At 77.5% G+C, this 21267-nt stretch carries 22 protein-coding genes; 11 read left to right on the forward strand and 11 right to left on the reverse strand.

The window, feature by feature from the left end; all coding sequences use genetic code 11:
- Positions 1–2532 carry a transglycosylase domain-containing protein gene (locus tag ACRYR7_RS06290; RefSeq protein WP_432571217.1) on the reverse strand — a complete coding sequence of 844 codons (2532 nt, stop codon included), beginning with the start codon at positions 2530–2532 and terminating at the stop codon, positions 1–3.
- A gap of 374 nt (positions 2533–2906) precedes the next feature.
- On the opposite strand from ACRYR7_RS06290, the gene ACRYR7_RS06295 reads away from it, so the two are divergent.
- The 4 genes from ACRYR7_RS06295 to ACRYR7_RS06310 all read left to right on the forward strand — a co-directional run bounded on the left by ACRYR7_RS06295 (position 2907) and on the right by ACRYR7_RS06310 (position 4756).
- Positions 2907–3272, forward strand: a complete 366-nt coding sequence (locus ACRYR7_RS06295) for a WhiB family transcriptional regulator (RefSeq protein ID WP_432571218.1) — start codon at positions 2907–2909, stop codon at positions 3270–3272.
- Between the two features lie 55 nt (positions 3273–3327).
- The gene (locus ACRYR7_RS06300; protein ID WP_166611200.1) at positions 3328–3486 is read left to right on the forward strand and encodes a DUF4177 domain-containing protein; all 159 of its coding nucleotides are present in this window, start codon (positions 3328–3330) and stop codon (positions 3484–3486) included.
- Positions 3483–3959, forward strand: a complete 477-nt coding sequence (locus tag ACRYR7_RS06305) for a RidA family protein (RefSeq protein WP_432571219.1) — start codon at positions 3483–3485, stop codon at positions 3957–3959. Before ACRYR7_RS06300 ends, ACRYR7_RS06305 begins: the two co-directional genes overlap by 4 nt.
- An 80-nt stretch (positions 3960–4039) precedes the next feature.
- Complete coding sequence (locus tag ACRYR7_RS06310; RefSeq protein ID WP_432571220.1) at positions 4040–4756, forward strand: MBL fold metallo-hydrolase; 717 nt, start codon at positions 4040–4042, stop codon at positions 4754–4756.
- A 29-nt stretch (positions 4757–4785) separates the two neighbouring features.
- On the opposite strand, the gene ACRYR7_RS06315 is transcribed toward ACRYR7_RS06310, so the two are convergent.
- Both ACRYR7_RS06315 and ACRYR7_RS06320 read right to left on the reverse strand, forming a co-directional pair.
- The gene (locus ACRYR7_RS06315; protein ID WP_432571244.1) at positions 4786–5460 is read right to left on the reverse strand and encodes a Crp/Fnr family transcriptional regulator; all 675 of its coding nucleotides are present in this window, start codon (positions 5458–5460) and stop codon (positions 4786–4788) included.
- A gap of 164 nt (positions 5461–5624) precedes the next feature.
- Positions 5625–6215 carry a hypothetical protein gene (locus ACRYR7_RS06320; RefSeq protein ID WP_432571221.1) on the reverse strand — a complete coding sequence of 197 codons (591 nt, stop codon included), beginning with the start codon at positions 6213–6215 and terminating at the stop codon, positions 5625–5627.
- 199 nt (positions 6216–6414) lie between these two features.
- On the opposite strand from ACRYR7_RS06320, the gene nth reads away from it, so the two are divergent.
- Genes nth through ACRYR7_RS06335 form a run of 3 tightly spaced genes read left to right on the forward strand, consistent with a single transcriptional unit; the run spans position 6415 to position 9111 of the window.
- On the forward strand, positions 6415–7206 hold the full coding sequence (gene nth, locus ACRYR7_RS06325; RefSeq protein WP_432571222.1) for an endonuclease III: 792 nt from the start codon (positions 6415–6417) through the stop codon (positions 7204–7206).
- The gene (locus ACRYR7_RS06330) at positions 7203–7895 is read left to right on the forward strand and encodes an NUDIX hydrolase (RefSeq protein WP_432571223.1); all 693 of its coding nucleotides are present in this window, start codon (positions 7203–7205) and stop codon (positions 7893–7895) included. The genes nth and ACRYR7_RS06330 overlap by 4 nt, the downstream gene beginning before the upstream one ends.
- Before the next feature lie 7 nt (positions 7896–7902).
- Positions 7903–9111 (forward strand): MarP family serine protease, encoded by a 1209-nt coding sequence (locus tag ACRYR7_RS06335; protein WP_432571224.1) that lies wholly within the window; start codon positions 7903–7905, stop codon positions 9109–9111.
- 29 nt (positions 9112–9140) lie between these two features.
- Here ACRYR7_RS06335 and ACRYR7_RS06340 read toward each other — a convergent pair whose 3' ends face one another.
- From ACRYR7_RS06340 to ACRYR7_RS06360, 5 genes are all read right to left on the reverse strand, one after another.
- The gene (locus tag ACRYR7_RS06340) at positions 9141–10070 is read right to left on the reverse strand and encodes an alpha/beta fold hydrolase (protein ID WP_432571225.1); all 930 of its coding nucleotides are present in this window, start codon (positions 10068–10070) and stop codon (positions 9141–9143) included.
- Between the two features lie 11 nt (positions 10071–10081).
- Positions 10082–10582, reverse strand: coding sequence for a phage holin family protein (locus tag ACRYR7_RS06345; protein WP_432571226.1), 501 nt, complete (start codon positions 10580–10582; stop codon positions 10082–10084).
- Positions 10583–10918: 336 nt separating this feature from the next.
- The gene (locus ACRYR7_RS06350; protein ID WP_432571227.1) at positions 10919–11926 is read right to left on the reverse strand and encodes an endonuclease/exonuclease/phosphatase family protein; all 1008 of its coding nucleotides are present in this window, start codon (positions 11924–11926) and stop codon (positions 10919–10921) included.
- A 74-nt stretch (positions 11927–12000) separates the two neighbouring features.
- Positions 12001–13947 (reverse strand): acetate--CoA ligase, encoded by a 1947-nt coding sequence (gene acs, locus ACRYR7_RS06355; RefSeq protein WP_432571228.1) that lies wholly within the window; start codon positions 13945–13947, stop codon positions 12001–12003.
- 56 nt (positions 13948–14003) lie between these two features.
- Entirely contained in the window at positions 14004–14930 is a 927-nt protein-coding gene (locus ACRYR7_RS06360; RefSeq protein WP_432571229.1) for an EamA family transporter, read from the reverse strand.
- Between the two features lie 188 nt (positions 14931–15118).
- Between ACRYR7_RS06360 and ACRYR7_RS06365 the strand changes: the two genes are divergently transcribed.
- From ACRYR7_RS06365 to ACRYR7_RS06375, 3 genes are all read left to right on the forward strand, one after another.
- Positions 15119–15949 (forward strand): DUF4394 domain-containing protein, encoded by an 831-nt coding sequence (locus ACRYR7_RS06365; RefSeq protein WP_432571230.1) that lies wholly within the window; start codon positions 15119–15121, stop codon positions 15947–15949.
- 109 nt (positions 15950–16058) lie between these two features.
- Positions 16059–16655, forward strand: coding sequence for a sigma-70 family RNA polymerase sigma factor (locus ACRYR7_RS06370; RefSeq protein ID WP_432571231.1), 597 nt, complete (start codon positions 16059–16061; stop codon positions 16653–16655).
- Positions 16652–17368, forward strand: coding sequence for an anti-sigma factor family protein (locus ACRYR7_RS06375; protein ID WP_432571232.1), 717 nt, complete (start codon positions 16652–16654; stop codon positions 17366–17368). The genes ACRYR7_RS06370 and ACRYR7_RS06375 overlap by 4 nt, the downstream gene beginning before the upstream one ends.
- A 42-nt stretch (positions 17369–17410) precedes the next feature.
- Here ACRYR7_RS06375 and ACRYR7_RS06380 read toward each other — a convergent pair whose 3' ends face one another.
- Positions 17411–18115 (reverse strand): TerD family protein, encoded by a 705-nt coding sequence (locus ACRYR7_RS06380; protein WP_432571233.1) that lies wholly within the window; start codon positions 18113–18115, stop codon positions 17411–17413.
- Positions 18116–18331: 216 nt separating this feature from the next.
- On the opposite strand from ACRYR7_RS06380, the gene ACRYR7_RS06385 reads away from it, so the two are divergent.
- The gene (locus tag ACRYR7_RS06385) at positions 18332–19531 is read left to right on the forward strand and encodes an amidohydrolase (RefSeq protein ID WP_432571245.1); all 1200 of its coding nucleotides are present in this window, start codon (positions 18332–18334) and stop codon (positions 19529–19531) included.
- Positions 19532–19564: 33 nt separating this feature from the next.
- Here ACRYR7_RS06385 and tsaD read toward each other — a convergent pair whose 3' ends face one another.
- Together tsaD and def are read right to left on the reverse strand one after the other, a co-directional pair.
- Positions 19565–20623 (reverse strand): tRNA (adenosine(37)-N6)-threonylcarbamoyltransferase complex transferase subunit TsaD, encoded by a 1059-nt coding sequence (gene tsaD / locus ACRYR7_RS06390; RefSeq protein WP_432571234.1) that lies wholly within the window; start codon positions 20621–20623, stop codon positions 19565–19567.
- The gene (gene def, locus ACRYR7_RS06395; RefSeq protein WP_432571246.1) at positions 20620–21159 is read right to left on the reverse strand and encodes a peptide deformylase; all 540 of its coding nucleotides are present in this window, start codon (positions 21157–21159) and stop codon (positions 20620–20622) included. The genes tsaD and def overlap by 4 nt, the downstream gene beginning before the upstream one ends.
- Positions 21160–21267 lie beyond the last annotated feature (108 nt).

The following is a 21267-nucleotide window of genomic DNA, read 5'->3' on the forward strand; positions in this document are numbered from 1 at the left end:
TCAGCCCTCCCCGCCCGGCGTGGGCAGCAGCGAGCGCAGCTCCTCGGGGTCGGGCAGCCGCGAGCGCAGCTCGTCGGCGTTGGGCAGCTGCACCGTGGGCTCCTCGCCCGCCGGCGGCTCGGGCGCCTGGGTGGGCTCGGGCGCCTGGGTGGGCTCCGGCTCCTGCGTCGGCTGCGCGGTCCGGGTGGGCTGCGGGGAGGGCGCCGGGGCGCCGGCGCTGCGGGTCAGGGTGATCGTCGCGCCCGGGGAGGCGGAGCGGGCGCTCTGCTGCGCCACGAGCCCGGCGTCCACCGAGCGGGAGGTCACCCGCCGCGAGGAGACGCTCACGTCGAAGCCGGCGGCCTCCAGGGCCGAGGTCGCCGAGGAGACGCTGCGGCCCACGACGTTGGGCACGCGCACCCGGCCGTCGGTGGTGGTGGTGCGCAGGCCCGCGTCGCTGCCCGGGGTGAAGTCCTGCACCGGCAGGTTCAGCGCCGAGGAGGCCGGGCCGACGATGTTGGACCAGATCGGCCCGGCGATGGTGGCGCCGTAGACCTTGCCGTAGCGGCGGCCGTTGATGCGCTGGTTGTTCAGCGACTTGGTGCCGCTGGCGTGCCCGACCCACACCGCCGAGGCGAGCTGCGGGGTGTAGGCGGCGAACCAGGTGTCGGCGCTGTCGTTGGTGGTGCCCGTCTTGCTGGCGACGGGGCGCCCGATCTTCTTGACGCCCTTGGCGGTGCCGCTGGTCCAGCCGCCCTCGAGGGCCTCGGTGACGTTGCGGGCCACATTGGGGTCCAGGGCCTGCTTGCAGTCCGCCGAGGGCACCGGCAGCGGCTTGCCCTCGCCGTCGAGCACCTCGGTGATCGCGGTCGGCCTGCAGAAGGTGCCCTCGGCGGCGAAGGCGGCGTAGGCGCCGGCCACCGACAGCGGGGTCACCAGGTTCGTGCCCAGCGTCATCGAGGGGTTCTGGTCCAGGTCGCGGCTGACCTCGCCGGTGAGGAAGTTCTTCGTGGGGGCGGCCTTGTAGACGCCCAGCGACTGCGCGGTGGCGGCGATGTCGCAGATGTCGAGCTGCTTCTCCATCGCCACGAACGCGGTGTTCACGGACTGGGCGGTGGCCTGGCGCACGGTCATCGAGCCGGAGCTGCGGGACTCGGAGTTGTAGTACTTGTACGTCTCGCCGCTGCGGATCTTGGAGCCGCAGGCGGTGAAGGAGTTGACCCGGTCCGAACCCGAGCTGGGGGAGGCGACCACCGAGTTCAGCGACTTGCCGGCCTTGAGCCAGGCGGCGAGCGTGAACGGCTTGAAGGTCGAGCCCTGCTGGAAGCCGCCGCCGCCGCCCATGTCCTTGCTGACGTTGTAGTTCAGCGTGGTCTGCCCGACGACGTCCTCGTCGGGCGAGTAGGTGGTGTCCTGCGCCATGGCCAGGATGTGGCCGGTGCCCGGCTGCACGACGGAGGAGGCCGCGCGGGGCGACTGGCCGGGGTTGACGCCGGCGTTCACCGCGTCCTGGGTGATCTGCTGGACGTTGCGGTCCAGCGTCGTCCTGATCGTCAGGCCGCCGCGCTTGAGGAGGTTCTGGCGGTCCTCCACGGTGGCGCCGAACGCGGGGTCCTGCGCGATGACGTGGGTGACGTAGTCGCAGAAGTAGGCGGCCGACCCCGCCGCCAGGCAGCCCTGGCGCGAGGGCTGCGGGTCCAGCCCGAGCGGGGCGGCCACGGCCGCGTCGTGGGTGGCCTGGTCGATCTTGCCGAGCTTGAGCATCTGCCCGAGCACCACGTCGCGCCGGGCGGTGGCCGCCTCGGGCTTCTTGATCGGGTTGTAGCCGGCGGGGTTCTGCACCAGGCCGGCCAGCATCGCCGCCTGCTGCAGGTCCAGCTGCGCGGCCGGGCGGTTGAAGTAGTACTGCGCCGCGGCCTCGATGCCGTAGACGTTGTTGTAGAAGTACGCGACGTTCAGGTAGGCGGCGAGGATCTCGTCCTTGCTCATCTCCTTCTCGACGTTGACCGCGAGCTTCATCTCCTTGAGCTTGCGGGCGTAGCCGTCGATGCCGTCGGCGTCGACCGCGGCAGCGGCCGCCTGCGAGTCGCCCTGCTCCACGGCCTGCTCGACGAGGACGTTCTTCACGTACTGCTGCGTCAGGGTCGAGGCGCCCTGGGTGCCGCCGCCGCCGGCGTTGGAGACCAGCGCGCGGGCGATGCCCTTGACGTCCACGGCGCCGTGGTCGTAGAAGCGCTCGTCCTCGATGGAGATGATCGCGTCGCGCATGACGGGGGCGATCTGGTCGAGGGCGACGACCGAGCGGTTCTGGTCGTACACGCGCGCCATGACCGTGTTGTCGGACCACAGGATCGTGGTGGCCTCGGAGAGCTGCTGGTCGCCCAGCTCCCCGGGCAGGTCGTTGAAGAGGTCCACGCCCATCCGGGCGGTGGCGCCGGTGGCCGCGACCGCGGGCACGACGAGCCCGGCGGCCAGGACGCCCGCGGCGGCGCTGACCGCCGTGAAGGCACCGAGCAGCCGGAGCAGGGGACGGTGCGTGGAACCTGACGCCATACCAGCAGGGTAGGCGACGACGGCGACAGGTCCCCCCCGCCGCGCGACCTCCACGAGCGCTCCGCAGGATCGTGACCGGCCCGCCACCCGCCGGGGAGCGCGCCGCGGACCCGGCCCCGGCCCGCGCCGTAGACCACGCTGCGTGCCCTCCGCGACCCCCCGCGGGGGGCCACCGGACACGCTCGGTGAGCGCGAATAGCTCCAACGGACTAGCCGATTTGCTCCCGAATGGCCCTGACGCCGCTGCGCTCGGCGACCATACGCTTCCAGCACGCCCCTCCGCGGGGCGTCAGGGGGATTCACAGGGTCGTCCCCTCCGGGGGGAACCACCGCGCGCGGTGGTCCGCGAGGGGACGTGACGGGAAGGACCGTCGATGGTGTGGACGTTGGAGTGGGCCAGCCGCGGGGCGTGCAAGTCCGCCACGGCCGACGACCTGTTCGTGCAGGGGTCGGCGCAGAACCGCGCGAAGACGATCTGCGGGGGCTGCCCCGTGCGCACGGAGTGCCTGGCCGACGCGCTGGACAGCCGCGTCGAGTTCGGCGTCTGGGGCGGCATGACCGAGCGCGAGCGCCGTGCCCTGCTCAAGCGCCGACCCAACGTGGGCTCCTGGCGCCGGCTGCTGGAGGCCGCGCGCGACGCGCACCTGGCCACCGCCGCCGGCAGCCTGACCGGCTCGGGCACCTCCGCCCCGGGCGGCACCGGCGCGGGCGTCGACGAGGACGTCCTGCACGCCGTCTGAGCGCGCTGCGTCCGCGCGGACCGGTGGGCGGGGCGGGCGCACTACGGTGGCCGCCATGACGACCTGGGAGTACGCGACCGTCCCGCTCATCGTGCACGCGACGAAGCAGATCCTCGACCAGTGGGGCTCCGACGGCTGGGAGCTCGTGCAGGTGGTGACCGGGCCCGACGGCAACGGCCTGGTGGCCTACCTCAAGCGCCCCACCGGCGCGTGAGCACCACGCACGGCGAGCGCCTCGCCGCGCTCGGCCTGCGGCTGCCGCAGGTGCCGGCCCCCGTGGCCGCGTACGTGCCGGCGGTGCGCTCGGGCGACCTCGTGCACACCTCCGGCCAGCTGCCCTTCACGGACGGCGCCCTGCCCCTGACCGGCAAGGTCGGCCAGGGCGACGGGCTCGTCGACCCGGGCACCGCCCAGCAGCTCGCCGCGACGTGCGCGCTCAACGCGGTGGCCGCCGCCGCCGAGGCCGCCGGGGGCCTGGACGCGATCGAGGCCGTCGTCAAGGTCGTGGTGTTCGTGGCCAGCGACCCGGCGTTCACCGGCCAGCCCGCCGTCGCCAACGGCGCCAGCGAGCTGCTCGGGCGGGTGTTCGGCGACGCCGGCCGGCACGCCCGCAGCGCCGTCGGCGTGTCCGTGCTGCCCCTCGACTCCCCCGTGGAGGTCGAGGTCACCGTGCGGGTGCGCCCCTGAGCGCGGCGCGCCGCGCCGCGTGGACGGGCGGCCCGGTCACCGACCGGGCCGCCTGCGTCCTGGCGCCCAACCGCGGGCCGATGACGCTGGAGGGCACCGACACGTGGGTGCTCGCCTCCCCCGGCGCGCGCTGGGCCGTGGTCGTCGACCCCGGCCCCGACGACGCCGCGCACGGCGCGGCGGTCCTTCAGCACCTGGAGCAGCGGGGCCTGCGCTGCGCCCTGGTGCTCACCACCCACCACCACCACGACCACGCCGACGGCGTGCCCGGCCTCGTCGCCGCGACCGGCTCCCCGCGGGTGCTGCTCGCGCAGGACGCCCGCGACGGGGAGGTGCTCGAGGTCGACGGGCTGCGCCTGCTGCTGCTGCGCACCCCCGGGCACACCGCGGACTCCGTGTGCGCGCTGGTGGAGGGCGAGCGCTCCCTGCTGACCGGCGACACCGTCCTGGGGCGCGGCAGCACCGTGCTGGCCCCCGGCGGCGACCTGGCCTCGTACCTGGCGTCCCTGCGGCGGCTGCTGGCGCTGGACGACGCGGAGCCGCTGGGGGCGCTGCTGCCCGGTCACGGGCCGGCGCGCACCGACGCCCGCGCCGCCCTGGAGGTGCAGCTGGAGCACCGCCTGCAGCGGCTGGAGCAGGTGCGCGCCGCGGTGGGCGCCGGCGCGGTGGACGTGGACGCCGTCGTCAGCGCCGTGCACGGGCTGCCGCGCGAGGCGCTGCGCGGCACGCTCGCCGACGCGGCGCGGCTGTCGGTGCGCGCCCAGCTGGCGCACCTGGGCGTCGAGCTGCCCGGCTGAGCCGCCGGGCGCCCGTGCCCCCGCGCGGCTCAGCGGGCCCGGCGGGCCAGCCGCTCGACGTCGTGCAGCACCACGGCGCGCGCCTCCAGGCGCAGCCAGCCGCGGGAGGCGAAGTCCGCCAGCGCCTTGTTGACGGTCTCGCGCGAGGCGCCCACGAGCTGGGCGAGCTCCTCCTGCGTGAGGTCGTGCGCGACGAGCAGGCCGTCGGCGATGGGCCGCCCGAAGCGGCGCGAGAGGTCCAGCAGGGCCTTGGCGACCCGGCCGGGCACGTCGGTGAAGACCAGGTCGGCCAGGGCGACGTTGGTGCGGCGCAGGCGCTGCGCCAGGGCCTGCAGCAGGTGCTTGGCGACCTCGGGGCGGCGCGTGAGCCAGGCCATCATGTCGTCGTGCTGCAGGGCGATGAGGTCCGCCTCGGAGACCGCGCGCGCGGAGCTGGTGCGCGGGCCGGGGTCGAACAGGGACAGCTCGCCGAACATCTCCCCCGGGCCCATGACGGCCAGCAGGTTCTCCCGGCCGTCCGGCCAGCGGCGCACCAGCTTGATCTTGCCGGTGCGCACCACGTAGACGCGGTCGCCGGGGTCGCCCTCGGCGAAGACCTCCTCGCCGCGCTCGACGTGCACGGCCTCCATGGACTGCAGCAGCTCCGCGGAGGCGTCGTCGTCCAGGGCGGCGAACAGGGGCGCTCGGCGGACCACGTCCCCCAGGCTCTCGGCGTCCGCGACGCCGTCGCTCTGCGCGTGCTCCACCGAGGAACCTCCCTGTGCGGCCGTGCGCCCCGGCTGGACGCACCGCTCCACAGTCTGCCGCACGCGGCCCCCGGCGGCCCGTGCGGCCGGTGGGCGCGGCGCGCCGGGCCCGGCCGGGCGGCTCAGCCGACCGGCTGCACCGCCGGGGCGACGACCTCGCGGTAGCGCTGCAGCAGCACCTCGGTGACCAGCTCCAGCTCGGCCTCCAGCGCGTCGGCGTAGGCGCCCAGGCGGCGCGCGGCCGTCCCCAGGGCGCGCAGCTGCTCGACGTCGCCGGCGGAGGCGCCGGGCCCGGCGGTCAGCACCAGCCCGCGCAGCACGTCGTTGGGGTCCGCGACCGCCGGCAGCGCGGCGCCCGGGGCGGGCACCGGCACGTGGGCGGCCAGGTGGGCCTCCAGCGGGCCGCCGTGCGCGCCGGCCTCCACCGGCACCTCCAGGGCGTCGGCGCCGACGGTGGCGGCCACGAGCAGGTCGCGGCGGGCGCGCACCAGCCGCGCCCAGTGACCGGCGCGGCGCAGCTCGCCCAGCAGCAGCTCGCGGCGGCGGCGCAGCGCCAGCAGCGGCAGCTCCTGCAGCTCGCGGTCCGCCTCGGCCGCGTCCCAGGCGTCGCCGGCGCGGTCCAGGACCGCGGCCAGCGCGGTGGGCAGGGGGCCGGGCAGGGGGCCGGCGGTGGCGGGGGGCGGCTCGGCGGGGCCGCCGTCTCGTCCGTGCATGGGCCTCGTGTCGTCGCCGCGACCGCCCTCCTTGACGCCCCCGGGGCGCACGTCACCCGCCCGCGCGCGGGCGTCACCCGCTCGCACGACCGCCCACCCGCCCGCTCGCACGCCCGGCTCGTCGGCCCGGTCGTGCGCCCGGTCGTGCGCCCGCCCGTGGGCGGGGACGCCGTCGGGCCCGGCACGTAACCTCGTCGCCGTGAGCACCACCCCCCGGCCCGCCCTCGACGCCGACGGCGAGACCCCGCTGGCGCGCACCCGCCGCGCCCGCCGCGTGCACCGCCTGCTCGCCGAGCGCTACCCCGACGCGCACTGCGAGCTGGACTTCACCACGCCCTTCCAGCTGCTGGTGGCCACGGTGCTGTCGGCGCAGTGCACCGACGCGCGGGTGAACACGGTGACGCCGGAGCTGTTCGCGCGCTGGCCCGAGCCGGTGGACCTGGCCGGCGCCGAGCGCGCCGAGCTGGAGGCCGTGGTGCAGCCCACCGGCTTCTTCCGCGCCAAGGCCGACGCGCTGCTGCGGCTGTCGGCGACCCTGGTGGCCGAGCACGGCGGGCGGGTGCCGCCGCGCCTGGAGGACCTCGTGCGGCTGCCCGGGGTGGGCCGCAAGACCGCCAACGTGGTGCTCGGCGACGCGTTCGGCGTGCCGGGGCTGACGGTGGACACGCACGTGGGCCGCCTGTCGCGCCGGCTGGGCTTCACCCGCCACGAGGACCCGGTGAAGGTGGAGGCCGACCTCGCCCAGCTCATCGAGCGCCGCGGCTGGACGATGTTCAACCACCGGATGATCTTCCACGGCCGGCGCACCTGCCACAGCCGCAAGCCGGCCTGCGGGGCGTGCGCGGTGGCGCGCCTGTGCCCCTCGTACGGCACGGGCGAGACCGACCCGGTGCGCGCGGCGAAGCTCGTGCGCGGCCCGGTGCCGCCCGCCGGGCCCGCCGCACCGGCCGGGCCCGCGGGAGCCGCGCCGGCCTCCCCGGTCGCGCCGTGACGACCGGGGAGGCCGGCACCGGCACCGGGGCGGTGCTGCCCGGCTGGCTGCGCCCGCTGGCCGGGCGCCTGCCCACCGTCACCGCCGCCGACCTGGACTGGCGCGAGGACCGCCGCGGCGCCGGCACCGCGCGCCCGGCCGCGGTGCTGGTGCTCTTCGCCGACGGGCCCGCCGGTCCCGAGGTGCTGCTCACCGAGCGCGCCGGCACGCTGCGCCAGCACTCCGGGCAGGTCGCCTTCCCCGGCGGGCGCAGCGAGCCCGCCGACCCCTCCCCGGCCGCCACCGCGCTGCGCGAGGCCGCCGAGGAGACCGGGCTGGACCCGGCGGGCGTGCGGGTGCTCGGGGAGCTGCCGCAGCTGCTGCTGGCGCACTCGCGGCACGCGGTGACGCCCGTGGTGGCGCACTGGCGCGAGCCCGGCCCGGTGGGGGTGCACGACGCCGCCGAGGTCGCCCGGGTGGAGCGGGTGCCGCTGGCCGAGCTGCTGGCCCCCGCCGCGGTGCGGCGCCTGCGCGGGCCCGGCGGCTACCGCGGCCCGGCGTTCGCGGTGCGCGGGCTGCTGGTGTGGGGCTTCACCGCGGAGGTGCTGGTGCGGGTGCTGGCCCTGGGCGGGCTGCTGCCCGAGGCGGTCGAGCGCGGCGCGGCGGCCGAGCTGACGCTGGAGGAGGCGCTGGCGTGGGCGGGGGCGTGAGGCGCCGGTGAGCGCCCCGCTCGTCCTGGACGTGCTGCTGGCGGTGCTGCTGCTGGTGCAGCTCGCCGCCGGGTACCGCGAGGGGCTGCTCGTCGGGCTGGCCGGGCTGGCCGGGCTGGTCGGCGGGGCCGCCGCCGGCGTCGTCGCCCTGCCGCGGCTGGTGGCGGGCTGGGCGCCGGGCGTGCCGCCGGCCGTGGCCGTCGTCGCGGGCACCCTGCTGATGGCGGTGGTGGGCCGGCTGGCGCTGGCCGCGCTGGCGGCGCGGCTGCGCGGGCGGGTGCGCTGGCGCCCGGCGCGGCTGCTGGACTCGCTGCTGGGGGCGCTGGCCGCGGGCGTGGCCACGCTGCTGGTGGTGTGGGTCGTCGCCGGCGCCGCGCGCACCGCCCCGCTGCCGGTGGTCGCCGGCGCGGTGGACGGCTCGCGGGTGGTGGGCGCGGTGGACGCCGCGGTGCCCACCGGCTCCGGCGCGCTGCTGGGCCGGTTCTGGTCCGCGGCCCGGGCCAGCGGCTTCCCCCGCGTCTTCGCCGGGCTGGAGGTCGAGCCCATCGCGCCGGTGGACCCGCCCGCACCCGCCGTGCCGGACACCCCGGGGCTGCGCGCGGCGCAGGGCGCGGTCGTGAAGGTCACCGGCGTGGCCGGCGCCTGCGCGCGCGGCCTGGAGGGCAGCGGGTTCGTCGCCGCGCGCCTGGGCGGCTCGGCGCGCGTGGTGACCAACGCGCACGTCGTGGCGGGCGTGGACGAGCCGCTGGTGCAGCCGCAGGGCGCCGGGCGCCGCTACCCGGCCCGGGTGGTGGCCTACGACCCCGCGCGCGACCTGGCGGTGCTGGACGTGCCCGGCCTGGACGTGGCGGCGGTGCCGCGCTCGCCGCTGCTGCAGCGCGGGGACGCGGCCGTCGTGGCGGGCTTCCCGCTGGACGGGCCGTACACGCTGGCCACGGCGCGGGTGCGGGAGGTGCTGCGCGCCGAGGGCCGCGACGTGTACGACACCGCGCCCGTGGTGCGCGAGGTGTACTCGGTGTACTCGCAGGTGCAGCCGGGCAACTCCGGCGGCCCGCTGCTCACCGAGGACGGCCGGGTGGCCGGGGTGGTGTTCGCCAAGAGCCTGGACGACGAGCTGACCGGGTACGTGCTCACGCCCGTGGAGCTGGACGCGGTGCTGGCCCAGGCGGGCTCCTCGACGCAGCCGGTGGGCACCGGCGGGTGCACGCCCGGCTGAAGCGCAGCGGCACGGGGTGCCGAGGTGCCTCAGAACCGGGCGAGCCAGCTCGTCAGCACGGCGCTGAGGCGCTCGGGGGCCTCCTCGGGCACGTAGTGCCCGGCGCCGGGGACCTCCACCACGCGGTGCGGGCCGTGCGCCCAGCGCCCGGCGGCCTCCAGCGCGGCCCGGCTCACCGTGGGGTCCAGCGCGCCGCGCACCTGCAGCACCGGCACGCCGGTGCCCCCGCGCAGCGCCGCCGCGAAGCGCCGGCCGTCCGCGCGCACCGCGGAGCGCGCGGCCCAGCGGTGGTACTCCAGCGCGGAGTGCGCCACGAACGGCACGCGCACCGCCTGCGCGTAGCGCTCGACGTCGCGCTCGGAGGGCCAGGCCGGGCCGGAGCGGGCGCGCAGCACCTGCTCCACGCCGTCGCCGTGCACCAGCCGGTGCTCGGGCAGCACCGGCAGCTGGCGGGCCAGCGCCGCGGCCGTGGTGCGCAGGCCCTCCCCGGCCGGGCGCTCCCCGCGCACCCGCTCCAGCAGCACGCGCCGCGACAGCAGCGGGTGCGCGGCGCCGACGACGGCGATGCCGCGCACCTGCTGCGGGTGCAGCGACGGCAGCGCCCACGCGGTGCGGCCGGAGACGCCGTGGCCCACCACGTGCGCGTCGCGCTCGCCCAGGGCCCGCACCAGCGCGGCCGCGTCGGCCGCCGAGGTGGGGGTGTCGTAGCCGCGCGGCGGCTTGTCGCTGGCGCCGTAGCCGCGCAGGTCCATCGCGACCGCGCGGTAGCCCGCCGCGGCGAGCGCGACGAGCTGGGCCCGCCACGCCCACCAGAACTGCGGGAAGTCGTGCAGCAGCAGCACCAGCGGGCCCTCGCCGAGCTCGGCGACGTGGAAGCGGGCGCCGTGGGCCGCGACGAGGCGGTGCCGCCAGGGCCCCTCGACGAGGACCGCCGAGACGTCGGTGGCGGGTGCGGCCACGGCGGGCCGCGTCAGGAACCGATGCTGGCGCGCCCGGCGGAGGAGCCGGGGATGGTCTTGGCGACCGGCTTGCCGGAGGCGGCCGACTTCACGGCGGCGATGGTCTCCTTGGTGGAGCGGATGGTGCGGCGCGGCGGGCCGACCTTCTTCACGCGGCCGAAGCCGACCGCGGCGAGCCCGCCGGCGACGAGGAGCAGCAGCACGGCCACCACCAGGAAGGACAGCCACATGGGCCAGCCGGCGCCCTCGTGCAGGGCGTAGGCCAGGGTGATGCCGAGGAAGACGAAGGCGACGAGGCCGAACACGCCCGCCACGGCGAACAGGCCGCCGCCCAGGGCGCCGTTCTTGACGTCGGCGGTGATCTCGGCCTTGGCCAGCGCCACCTCGTAGCGCACCAGCTCCGAGACGTCCTTGGTGGCGTCGGCCACGAGCTGGCCGATGGTGCGCTCGGGCGCCGTCGGCGCCTTGGTCGCCGAGGCCGCCGTCGCTCCGCGACCGTCCAGGGTGGTCATGGGTCCTCCTCACTGCCACCGCGCGCGGTGCCGGTGTGCCGGGAGAACCCTACGGGGCGGCAGTGGCGGGCGCGCGGGTGCGCTCGCGCGGGGCGCGTCGCCGCCGGCGGGGGGACCGGCGGCGACGCTGGGGTCGTCCTCGCTCGGGGGGGACGAGCGTCGACCGCGGCACGACAGTAGGGGCACCGGCCCCCTTCCGGGGGGCGTTCGGCGCAAGACGCCCGCGCGGTCCTCCCGGCGGAGCACCGCGGTGACGGGCCGGCCCGCGGGCGGCACCGACGGTGAGGTCCACCGCGGGGCGCGCCCCGGGCGCGGGGCCGAGCGCGCCCCGGGCGCTCAGGCGCCGGCGGGGCGCCAGCGCGTGGCCAGGGCCCGGTGGTCGGAGCCGGGCAGCTCGTGCACGCTCGTGCCCGCCACCGACCACGCCGAGCCGTCGCCCAGGGCGTGGTCGATGGTCGCGCCCAGCAGGGCCGGCACGTTCGCCGGCCAGGTGCCGCGCGCCCCGGTGCCGCTGGCGGCGCCGGCGTCCACGCAGGTGCCGGGCAGGTCCGCCAGGCCCGGGTGGTCCACGGTGGCGTTGAAGTCCCCGGCGGCCAGGGCGCCGGGGTTCTCGGCGCACCAGCGCGCCACGGCGGGCACCTCGCGCGCCCAGTCCCCGACCCCGGCGGGCACGGGGGCGGTGGTGTGCACGGCCGCCAGCGGCGGGCCCTCGCCCGAGACCGGCACGGCCACGGCCACGCCCTTGCCGCCGGTCAGCTCCTCGACCTGCCGGTACTCCCCCAGCTCCTCGGAGACCAGCAGCGAGGTGCCCTCGCGCGGGTCGTCGTCGTCGGCGGCGAAGAAGACCTGCACGCCGGTGCCGGTGGCGGCGGTCAGGCGCCGGGCCACGTCGCGGGCGTACTCGGGCGTGGACTCCGGCAGGGAGACGGCCTGCGCGCCGGTGCGGGCGGCCAGCGCGGCCACCGCCTCGCGGTCGGCGCCGGCGTGCAGCACGTTGGCGGCCAGGAACGTCAGGTCGCCCGGGCGCGCGGGCGGCAGCTCGCCGGCGCCCAGGCCCCGCTGGGCGGTGGCCGTCAGCGAGGCGGCGGCCACCACGGCCAGGGCGGCGGCGGCCGGCAGCGCGCGCCGCCAGCGCTGGCCCGCCAGGCCCGCCGCGCCGGCGGCGACGCCCAGGCCCAGGCCCAGCGGCACCCGGAACGGCACCGCCCACACGAAGGGGCGGTGCCCGGCCAGGTCCAGGGCGTGCGGTGCGGCGACGACGACGGCACCGGCGGCCACGCCCAGGGTGACGACGGCGGTGGCCGCGTCGGCGGCGCGGGAGCGGGGGCTGCGGGCGCGGTGCACGGCACGAGCCTGCCGCACGCGCGCCCGCCCCGGGCGGGGAGCCCGGGGCGGGTGCGGTGGAGGTGCTGTGCGGGTCAGTCCCCGGCGGCGGGGCTCATGCCGGAGCGGATGGACTCCATGACCGTGGAGTCGGTCAGGGTGGTCACGTCCCCGGTGGGGCGGTGCTCGGCGACGTCGCGCAGCAGGCGGCGCATGATCTTGCCCGAGCGGGTCTTGGGCAGCTCGGCCACGACCATGATCGACTTCGGCTTGGCGATCGGGCCGATCTCCCGCCCGACGTGGTCGCGCAGGTCCGCCACCGTGCCCGGGCCCTGCTCGTGCCCGCCGCGCAGGATGACGAACGCCACGACCGCCTGCCCGGTGGTCTCGTCGGTGGCGCCGACCACGGCGGCCTCGGCGACGTCCGGGTGCGAGACCAGCGCGGACTCGATCTCCGCGGTGGACAGCCGGTGCCCGGAGACGTTCATGACGTCGTCGACGCGGCCGAGCAGCCAGATGTCGCCGTCCTCGTCGCGCTTGGCGCCGTCGCCGGCGAAGTACCGGCCCGGGAAGCGCGCCCAGTAGGTGTCCTTGAAGCGCTGCTCATCGCCCCAGATGCCGCGCAGCATCGACGGCCACGGCTCGGTGAGCACCAGGTAGCCGGCCTGGCCGTGCCCGAGGGGCTGACCGGCGTCGTCGACGACCTCGGCCGCGATCCCCGGCAGCGGCACCTGCGCGGAACCGGCCTTGAGGGCGGTGACGCCGGGCAGCGGGGCGATCATCTGCGCGCCCGTCTCGGTCTGCCACCAGGTGTCCACGATGGGGGTGCGCCCGCCGCCGATGACGCGGCGGTACCAGTTCCACGCCTCGGGGTTGATGTTCTCCCCCACGCTGCCCAGCACCCGCAGGCTGGACAGGTCGTGGCGGGCGGGGAACTCCTCGCCCCACTTCATGCAGGTGCGGATCGCGGTGGGCGCGGTGTACAGGACCGTCACGCCGTGCTTCTCGACCACGGACCACCAGCGGTCCTTGTCGGGGGTGTCCGGGGTGCCCTCGTAGACCACCTGGGTCATGCCGTTGGCGAGCGGGCCGTAGACGACGTAGCTGTGCCCGGTGACCCAGCCGATGTCGGCGGTGCACCAGTACACGTCGCGCTCGGGGCGCACGTCGAAGACGTTGCGGGTGGTGTACGCCGTCTGCACGAGGTACCCGCCGGAGGTGTGCAGGATTCCCTTGGGCTTCCCGGTGGTGCCGGAGGTGTAGAGGATGAACAGCGGCTGCTCGGCGTCGAACGCCTGCGCCTCGTGCTCGGGGGAGGCCGCCTCCAGCGCCTCGTGCCACCACACGTCGCGGCCCTCGGTGAAGTCCACGTCCTCGCCGTTGCGCTTGACGACGAGCACGCCGGTCACGCTGGGGGCGCCCTTGGCCAGCGCCGCGTCCACGGCGGGCTTGAGGGTGGTGGGCTTGCCGCGGCGGTAGGAGCCGTCGCAGGTGATGACGACCTTCGCCTCGGCGTCGACGATGCGCGAGTTCAGCGCGTCGGCGGAGAAGCCGCCGAAGACCACCGAGTGCGGCGCGCCCAGGCGGGCGCAGGCCAGCATCGCCACGACGGACTCCACGAGCATCGGCAGGTAGATCGCCACGCGGTCGCCGGGGCCCACGCCCAGGGCGCTCAGCGCGTTGGCGGCGCGGCAGACCTGCTCCTGCAGCTGGGCGTAGGTGAGGCTGGTGGTGTCGCCGGGCTCGCCCTCGAAGTGGATCGCGACGCGCTCGCCGTTGCCGGCGGCCACGTGGCGGTCCACGCAGTTGACGGCCACGTTGAGCCTGCCGCCGACGAACCACTTCGCGAACGGGGCGTTCGACCAGTCCAGGACGTCGGTGAAGTCGGTGTCCCAGGTGACGTGCTCGCGGGCCTGCTCGGCCCAGAACCCCAGGCGGTCGGCGGCGGCGCGCTCGTAGAGGTCGGCCTGCGCGACGGCCTGGGCGGCGAACTCCGGGTCGGGGGCGACCGTCTGCACGGCGGGACCCTCGGTCGTGGTCATCGTCGTCCTCCTCGACTGACGTGCGGTGCGGCCGCCGGCGCGACCGCGGTGCGAGGTTAGCCGTCCAGGGGTCGGGCGTGCGTGGCGAGCCCGGGATCGGCGGGGACCTGACCGCGCGAGGCCGCGGCGGTGGCCCCGGCGCTGGCCACGACCACCACCGCGATCGCCAGCACCGACGTCAGCGGCAGCCCCTGCGAGAGCAGCAGCCAGCCCACCAGCGCGGCGATCGCCGGCTCCAGGCTCAGCAGCACCCCGAAGGTGCGCTCGGGCAGGCGGCGCAGCGCCACCAGCTCCAGGGAGTACGGCAGCACCGAGGACATCACGGCGGCGGCCAGGCCCAGCAGCAGCACGTGCGCGTGCAGCAGGTCCGCGCCGGCGGTGGCCGCCCCCAGCGGCAGCACCAGCGCGCCGGCCACGACGCTGGCCACCGCCAGGCCGCCCTGCCCGGGCACCGCGGCGCCCACGCGGGCGCTGAGCAGCACGTACCCGGCCCAGCAGGCGCCCGCCACCAGCGCCAGCAGCACCCCGACCGGTTCCAGGGCGCCGCCCTCGCCGTCCCCGCCCAGGCCGAGGACGACCACGCCCGCCAGCGCCAGCACCACCCACACCAGGTCCCGGCGGCGGCGGGTCAGCAGGGCCGACAGGGTCAGCGGGCCGAGGAACTCGCACGTGACGGCGACGCCGAGGGGGATGTGGGTCAGGGCCGCGTAGAAGGAGGTGTTCATCGCGGCGAGCACGGCGCCGAAGGCCGCCGACAGCAGCAGCTGCCGGCGCGTCCAGCGCAGCACCCGGGGCCGCACGGCCACGGCCATGACGAGCGCAGCCAGCAGCAGGCGCAGGGCCGCGGCCCCGACGGCGCCGACGGAGGGGAACAGGGCGCTGGCGGCGGTGGCGCCGACCTGCACGCTCACCGCGGCGCCCAGGACCATCGCGACCGCCGCCCCGGGGGAGGTGGTGCGGGGGGCCGGTGCCGCGGTCGTCACGGGCGCCCACGCTACCCACCGCCCGTCCCGGCCCCGCCCCTCCCCGCGACCGGCGCCGCGCCCTCCTCCCCGCCCCCTCCCGCGGTGGCCGAGGAATTCCCGGGCGGCGGTGAACGCGGGCGCGGCGGGGCGCGTAAGCACCGTCGAGCCCGGCACGGACGCCGGGCACCGACCACCTGGAGGAACCCGTGCGAACCCGTACCGCGCTCACCGCCCTCGCCGCCGCCGCCGTCGTCCTGGCCCCCACCGCCGCCTCCGCCGACGGCCCGCGCGGCGGCCACGAGCGCTCCGGCTCCCCGCGCGCCGTGGGCCTGGTCGACGGCACGAAGCTCGTGACGTTCTCCACCGCCGACCACGGCAGGGCGCGCACGACCGGCACGCTCACCGGCCTGGTGGAGGACACCAGGCTCGTCGGCATCGACGCGCGCGTGCAGGACCGCCAGGTCTACGGCGTCGGCGACAAGGGCGGGGTGTACGTCCTGGACGTGCACGCCGCGAAGGCGCGCCTGGACCGCCGCCTGACGGTCCCGCTGGAGGGCACCGCGTTCGGCGTGGACTTCAACCCCGCCGCCAACGCCCTGCGCGTCGTCAGCGACACCGGCCAGAACCTGCGCCAGCCGTTCGCCACCCCGGGCGCCGCGACCGTCGCCGACACCCCGCTGAGCACCCCGCCCGCGGCCGGCACCACCACCGGCGTCACCGCCGCGGCCTACACGAACAACGACCTCGACGAGGCCACCGGCACCACCCTGTTCGTGCTGAACACCGCCACCGACCAGGTGGCCGTGCAGTCGCCCGCCAACTCGGGCACCCTCGCGGCCACCGGCAAGCTCGGCGTGGACCTCAGCGGCGACGTCGGCTTCGACGTCGCGGGCACCACCGGCTACGCGGTCGTGCCCGGCACCGGGAAGGACGCCGGCCGCTCGACGGTCCACCGGGTGTCGCTGCTGACGGGGCAGGCCACGGCGACGGGGCACGTGGACGCGGTCGTCACCGACCTGGCGCTGCGCCTGCCCTGACCCCGGACGCGGCCCGGCGGCGCGAGGGGGGCCGCCGGGCCGCCCGGGCGGGAGCGGCACGAGCAGCACGACGAGCGGGACGAGCGGGACGAGCGGGACGAGGAGCGCGATGGGACTGCGGCAGGGACGGCGCGGGCGGCACGCCGCCGCGGGCGACCCCGGCGCGCACGACGGCGGCCTGCGCGGGGAGGCGGACGTGGCCCGCGCGTACGCCGCCCACGGCGCGGAGCTGCACCGGTTCGCGCTGCGCTGCCTGGGCGACGCCGCCGCCGCGCAGGACGTGGTGCAGGAGACGTTCCTGCGCGCGTGGCGCGCCGCGGACCGCTACGACCCGGCGCTGGCGAGCCTGCGCACCTGGCTGTTCGCCATCGCCCGCAACGCCGTGCTGGACCACGTGCGCGCCGCGGGCTCGCGGCCCTGGCAGGGTGCCCTCGTGGCGGACGTGGCCGACGCGGCCGGTGACGGCGCCGGGCAGCCGGTGGAGGACCCCGGCGAGGGCCTGCTGCGCGGCTGGGTGGTGGAGGAGGCGCTGCGCCGGCTGTCCGCCGAGCACCGCACGGCGATCGTGGAGACGTACCTGAAGGACCGCCCGCCGGGCGAAGTGGCCGCCGAGCTGGGCGTGCCGGTGGGCACGGTGCGCAGCCGGGTGTTCTACGGGCTCAAGGCCCTGCGGGTGGCGATGGACGAGATGGGGGTGGAGCCGTGAGCGGGGCGGGCACCCACCGGGAGCTGCGCGAGCAGCTCGGCTTCTACGCGCTGGGGCTGCTGCCGGAGGAGGAGGTGCCGCGCCTGCGCGCGCACCTGGACGGCTGCGCGGACTGCCGCGCGGAGCTGGCCGAGCTGGCGCCGCTGGCCCCCGACCTGCGCCGGGTGGACCCCGAGCGGCTGCCCGGCCCGCCGGCGCCGCCGCGCGAGCTGGGCGAGCGGGTGCTGGCCGCAGTGCGCGAGGAGTCGGTGCTGCGCGAGCACCGCGAGCGCCGCGAGGCCCGCCGCGGGCGCCGGCGCGCGGTGCTGGTGCCGGTCGCGGCGGCGCTGCTGGCGGCGGGCACCGCCACCGGCGTCACGTACGGGCTGACGCGCCCGGCGCCGGAGCCCGCGCCGTCGGTGGCGGTGGAGCGGCTGCCGCTGACGGTGGTGGCCGCGCAGGTGCGCGCGGACTCCCCGGCGGTCGTCGTGCCGCACACCTGGGGGGTGGAGGTGACGTTCGTGGCCACCGGGTTCGAGCAGGGCCGCACCTACCGGGCGCTGGTGCGCACGGTGGACGGCTCGGTGCGCCCGGCCGGGGAGTTCCTCGGCGTGGGGGCGAAGGAGCTGACGTGCGACATGCAGGCGTCGGTGCTGCGCGCGGACGCGGTGGCCTTCGAGGTCGTCGACGACGCCGGCGGCACCGTGCTGGCGCTGCCCCTGCCGCGGGCGTGAGCGGGCCGGCCGGGCGCGGGCCCGGCCGGCGCGCTCAGCGGCTCACTTGCGGCCGGTCTGCCAGCGCATGCCCCAGCCGTACGCCTCGTCCAGGGCCTTCTGCCCGCCCTGCACGTAGCGCACCTCGCGCTGCACGGAGACCTCGCGCCCGTCGGAGACGATCTGGGCGATCGCGCACATGGGCGAGCGGTCGTCGTGCTCGTCCAGGCGCACCTCGACCTCGGGGCCGCCGACCGGGTGCAGGGTCACCACGCCGTCGGCGGCGGCCCAGTTCGGCACGCCCTCGTAGATGAACGCGAAGACGAGGACGCGCTTGAGCCGGGAGGGGTCGCGCAGGTCGACGTAGAGGTTCTCCCCGCCGCCGCCGCGGCGGTCGTCGCCGTCCAGCCAGACCAGCGGCTCGCCGGTGCCGAGGTCGCGGAAGGCGTTGCCCAGGGCCTGCACGACGCCCTTGGAGCCGTCGCTGAACTCGTACAGGGCGCCCAGGTCGAGGTCGATGCCGCCGGAGCCGCCGGAGGCGGCCTGCTTCAGCTTGGACAGGAAGCCGCCGCCGGAGGGCGCCTGCGCGGGGCGCGCGTTCCACGCCAGGTGCACCTTCAGGGTGCCGCCGGCACCGCCGGACTTGGTGAGCGAGACCCTCGGCGCCGCCTTCGTCAGCGTCACCTTGCTCAGCGACACGCCGCCGCCGCCGGACGGCGCCTGCTGCGGCTGCGGTTCGTCGCGCTTCTTGGAGTAGTCGATGGCCACCGGTCGTCTCGCTCCTCGTGTGGGGGTGCTGCGTGCCCCGCGTGAACGGACGGGGCGCGCCGGAGGTGCCCGGCGGTGCCGGCCGCGCCGCGCCGGGCGTGGGAGGTTGCCCCCCACCGCACCGAGGAGGCACCGCCCGTGACCGACGCCCCGACCGCCACCACCACCCCCGCCGACGCGCCCGACCCGCTCGTCGACGCGCTCGTCGGCGAGGAGCTGCGCGAGGACCTGCACGCCCTGTACCGGCGGCTGCACGCCGCGCCGGAGCTGTCGATGCAAGAGCACGCCACGGCCGCGCTGGTCGCCGAGCGGATGAGCGCGCTGGGGTTCGAGGCGTGGCGGTGCGGGGGCACCGGCGTGGTGGCGGTGCTGCGCAACGGCGAGGGGCCGGTGGTGGCGTTCCGCGCCGACACCGACGGGCTGCCGGTGGCCGAGGACACCGGCCTGCCGCACGCCAGCACCGCGCGCGGCACCCTGCCGGACGGCACGGACGTGCCGGTGATGCACGCCTGCGGCCACGACACCCACGTCACGGCCGCGATCGGGGCGGCGACCCTGCTGGCCGGGGCGCGCGGGGCGTGGGCGGGCACGGTGGTGTTCGTCTTCCAGCCGGGCGAGGAGACCGGCGAGGGCGCGGCGGCGATGGTCGCCGACGGGCTGTGGGAGCGGGCCCCGCGCCCGGAGGTCGTCTTCGGGCAGCACGTGTGGCCCGGGCGCGCCGGGCAGGTGGAGCTCACGCCCGGCCCGGCGATGGCGCGCGCCGACAGCTGGCGGGTCACGGTGCGCGGGCGCGGCGGGCACGGCTCGCAGCCGCACCTGGCGGTGGACCCGGTGCTGATCGCCGCGCACGCGGTGGTGCGCCTGCAGTCGGTGGTCTCCCGCGAGGTCGGCGCGCAGGAGTCCGCGGTGGTGACGGTGGGCACGTTCCACGCCGGGCTGAAGGAGAACGTCATCCCCTCCGAGGCGGTGTTCACGGTGAACGTGCGCACCCTGGACCCGGCCGTGCGCGAGCGACTGCTGCCCGCGCTGCGCCGCGTGGTGGCGGCCGAGGCGGCCGCCGGCGGGGCGCCCGAGCCGCTGGTGGAGGAGCTGTACACGTTCCCGCTGCTGGTCAACGACCCGGCGGCCACCGAGGCGCTGCGCGCGCCGCTGGCCGCCGCCCTGGGCGCGGGCAACGTCCTGCACGCCGCGCCGCGCATGGGCAGCGAGGACTTCGGGCACCTGCCCGACGCGCTGGGCGTGCCCGGCGTCTACTGGTTCTTCGGCGGGGTGCCCGGGGAGGTGCTGGACTCCGGCGCACCGGTGCCCACGAACCACTCCCCCGCGTTCGCGCCCGTGCTGGAGCCGACGCTGACGACCGCGGTGACCGCGGCGTACGCGGCCGTGCTCTCGCGCCTGGGCACGGCGGCGCGCTGACCCCGGCGCGCCGGCCCCCCGGCGGGCGGGTGCTCAGCCCCAGGGGCCGGCGAGCAGCGCCCCCGTCAGCGGCGCGGAGGGGTCGGCGGCCAGGTCCAGCCCGGAGGCCGGCGCCCCGGCGCGCACGAGCAGGTCGCCCACCGCGGCGATCATCGCGCCGTTGTCGGTGCACAGCCGGATCGGCGGCACCCGCAGCTGCAGGCCCGCCGCGGCGCAGCGCTCCTCGGCCAGCGCCCGCACGCGGGTGTTGGCCGCCACGCCGCCGACGAGCAGCAGCGTGTCCACGCCGTGCTCGCGGCAGGCGGCCACGGCCTTGCGGGTGAGGACGTCGGCCACGGCCTCCTGGAAGGAGGCGGCCACGTCCGCGACGGGCACCTCGCCGCCGGCGTCGGTGCGCGCCTCCACCCAGCGCGCCACGGCGGTCTTCAGCCCGGAGAAGGAGAAGCCGTAGGCGGGGTCGGAGGGGCGCGAGAGCGCCCGGGGGAAGGCGATGGCGCGCGGGTCGCCCTCGCGGGCGGCGCGGTCGATCGCCGGGCCGCCGGGGTAGCCCAGGCCCAGGACGCGGGCGACCTTGTCGAACGCCTCCCCGGCGGCGTCGTCGGTGGTGTCGCCCAGGTGCACGATGCGGTCGCGGCCCAGGTCGCCCAGCAGCAGCAGGGAGGTGTGCCCGCCGGAGACGACCAGCGCCACGCACCGCGGCGGCAGCGGGCCGTGCTCCAGGACGTCGACGGCGGCGTGCCCGGCCAGGTGGTGCACCCCGTACAGCGGCTTGCCGATCGCGAAGGCCAGCGCCTTGGCCGAGGCCAGGCCGACCTGCACGGCGGTGGACAGCCCCGGCCCGGCGGTGACGGCCACGGCGTCGACGTCGGCGAGGTCCAGGTGCGCGGCCTCCAGGGCCCGGCGCACCACGGGGACCATCGCCTCCAGGTGGGCGCGGGCGGCGACCTCGGGCACGACGCCGCCGAAGCGGGCGTGCGCGTCCATGCTGGAGGCCAGGGCGTCGCCGAGCAGGACGCCGTCGCTGACCAGGCCGGCGCCGGTCTCGTCGCAGCTGGACTCGATGCCCAGGACGACGGGGCTGGTGCGGCTCACCGGCGCACCTCCGTGGGCAGACCGGCGGCGGCGAGGACCTCCACCCGCTGCCCGGCGGGCAGGCGGTCCACGTAGACGACGCCCTCGAGGTGGTCGACCTCGTGCTGCAGGCAGCGCGCCAGCAGGCCGGTGCCCACCACGCGCACCGGCCGGCCGTGCACGTCCACGCCGGTGACCTCGCTGCGGTCCGGGCGGGCCAGGTCGGCGTACTGGCCGGGCACCGACAGGCAGCCCTCCCCGTCTAGGTCCAGGCGGCGCCTGCGGCCGGTGGGCAGGTGCAGGACGGGGTTCACCACGTGGGCCACGACGTGCTCGCCGTCCTCGTCGGGGCAGTCCACGACGAACACCCGGGCGTCCACGCCGATCTGGTTGGCGGCCAGGCCCACGCCGTCGGCGGCGGTCATGGAGGCGAACATGTCGGCCACGAGCTGGACGAGGTCGTCGTCGAAGGCGGTCACCGGGGTGCAGCGGCGGTGCAGCACGGGCGTGCCGTAGGTGGTGATGGGGCGGGCGGTGCCGGTGCGGCCCTCGAACACCACCGGCCCGGGCTCCCGCCGCTCGCCCGGCGCCCCGTCGGGCGTCCCGTCCGGCGTGCCGCCCGGCACCTCGCGCTGCTCGTCCCGCTGCTCGCTCACGAACCACGA

Source organism: Kineococcus gurbantunggutensis (genome assembly GCF_050871925.1).
Lineage (GTDB): Bacteria > Actinomycetota > Actinomycetes > Actinomycetales > Kineococcaceae > Kineococcus.

Excerpts from the sequence above, each read along its gene's own strand:
- ACRYR7_RS06295 (WP_432571218.1), top strand. The coding sequence starts at position 2,907 with ATGGTGTGGACGTTGGAGTGGGCCAGCCGCGGGGCGTGCAAGTCCGCC.
- ACRYR7_RS06345 (WP_432571226.1), bottom strand. The coding sequence starts at position 10,582 with ATGACCACCCTGGACGGTCGCGGAGCGACGGCGGCCTCGGCGACCAAG.
- ACRYR7_RS06310 (WP_432571220.1), top strand. The coding sequence starts at position 4,040 with ATGACGCTGGAGGGCACCGACACGTGGGTGCTCGCCTCCCCCGGCGCG.
- acs (WP_432571228.1), bottom strand. The coding sequence starts at position 13,947 with ATGACCACGACCGAGGGTCCCGCCGTGCAGACGGTCGCCCCCGACCCG.
- ACRYR7_RS06320 (WP_432571221.1), bottom strand. The coding sequence starts at position 6,215 with ATGCACGGACGAGACGGCGGCCCCGCCGAGCCGCCCCCCGCCACCGCC.
- ACRYR7_RS06300 (WP_166611200.1), top strand. The coding sequence starts at position 3,328 with ATGACGACCTGGGAGTACGCGACCGTCCCGCTCATCGTGCACGCGACG.
- ACRYR7_RS06290 (WP_432571217.1), bottom strand. The coding sequence starts at position 2,532 with ATGGCGTCAGGTTCCACGCACCGTCCCCTGCTCCGGCTGCTCGGTGCC.
- ACRYR7_RS06370 (WP_432571231.1), top strand. The coding sequence starts at position 16,059 with ATGGGACTGCGGCAGGGACGGCGCGGGCGGCACGCCGCCGCGGGCGAC.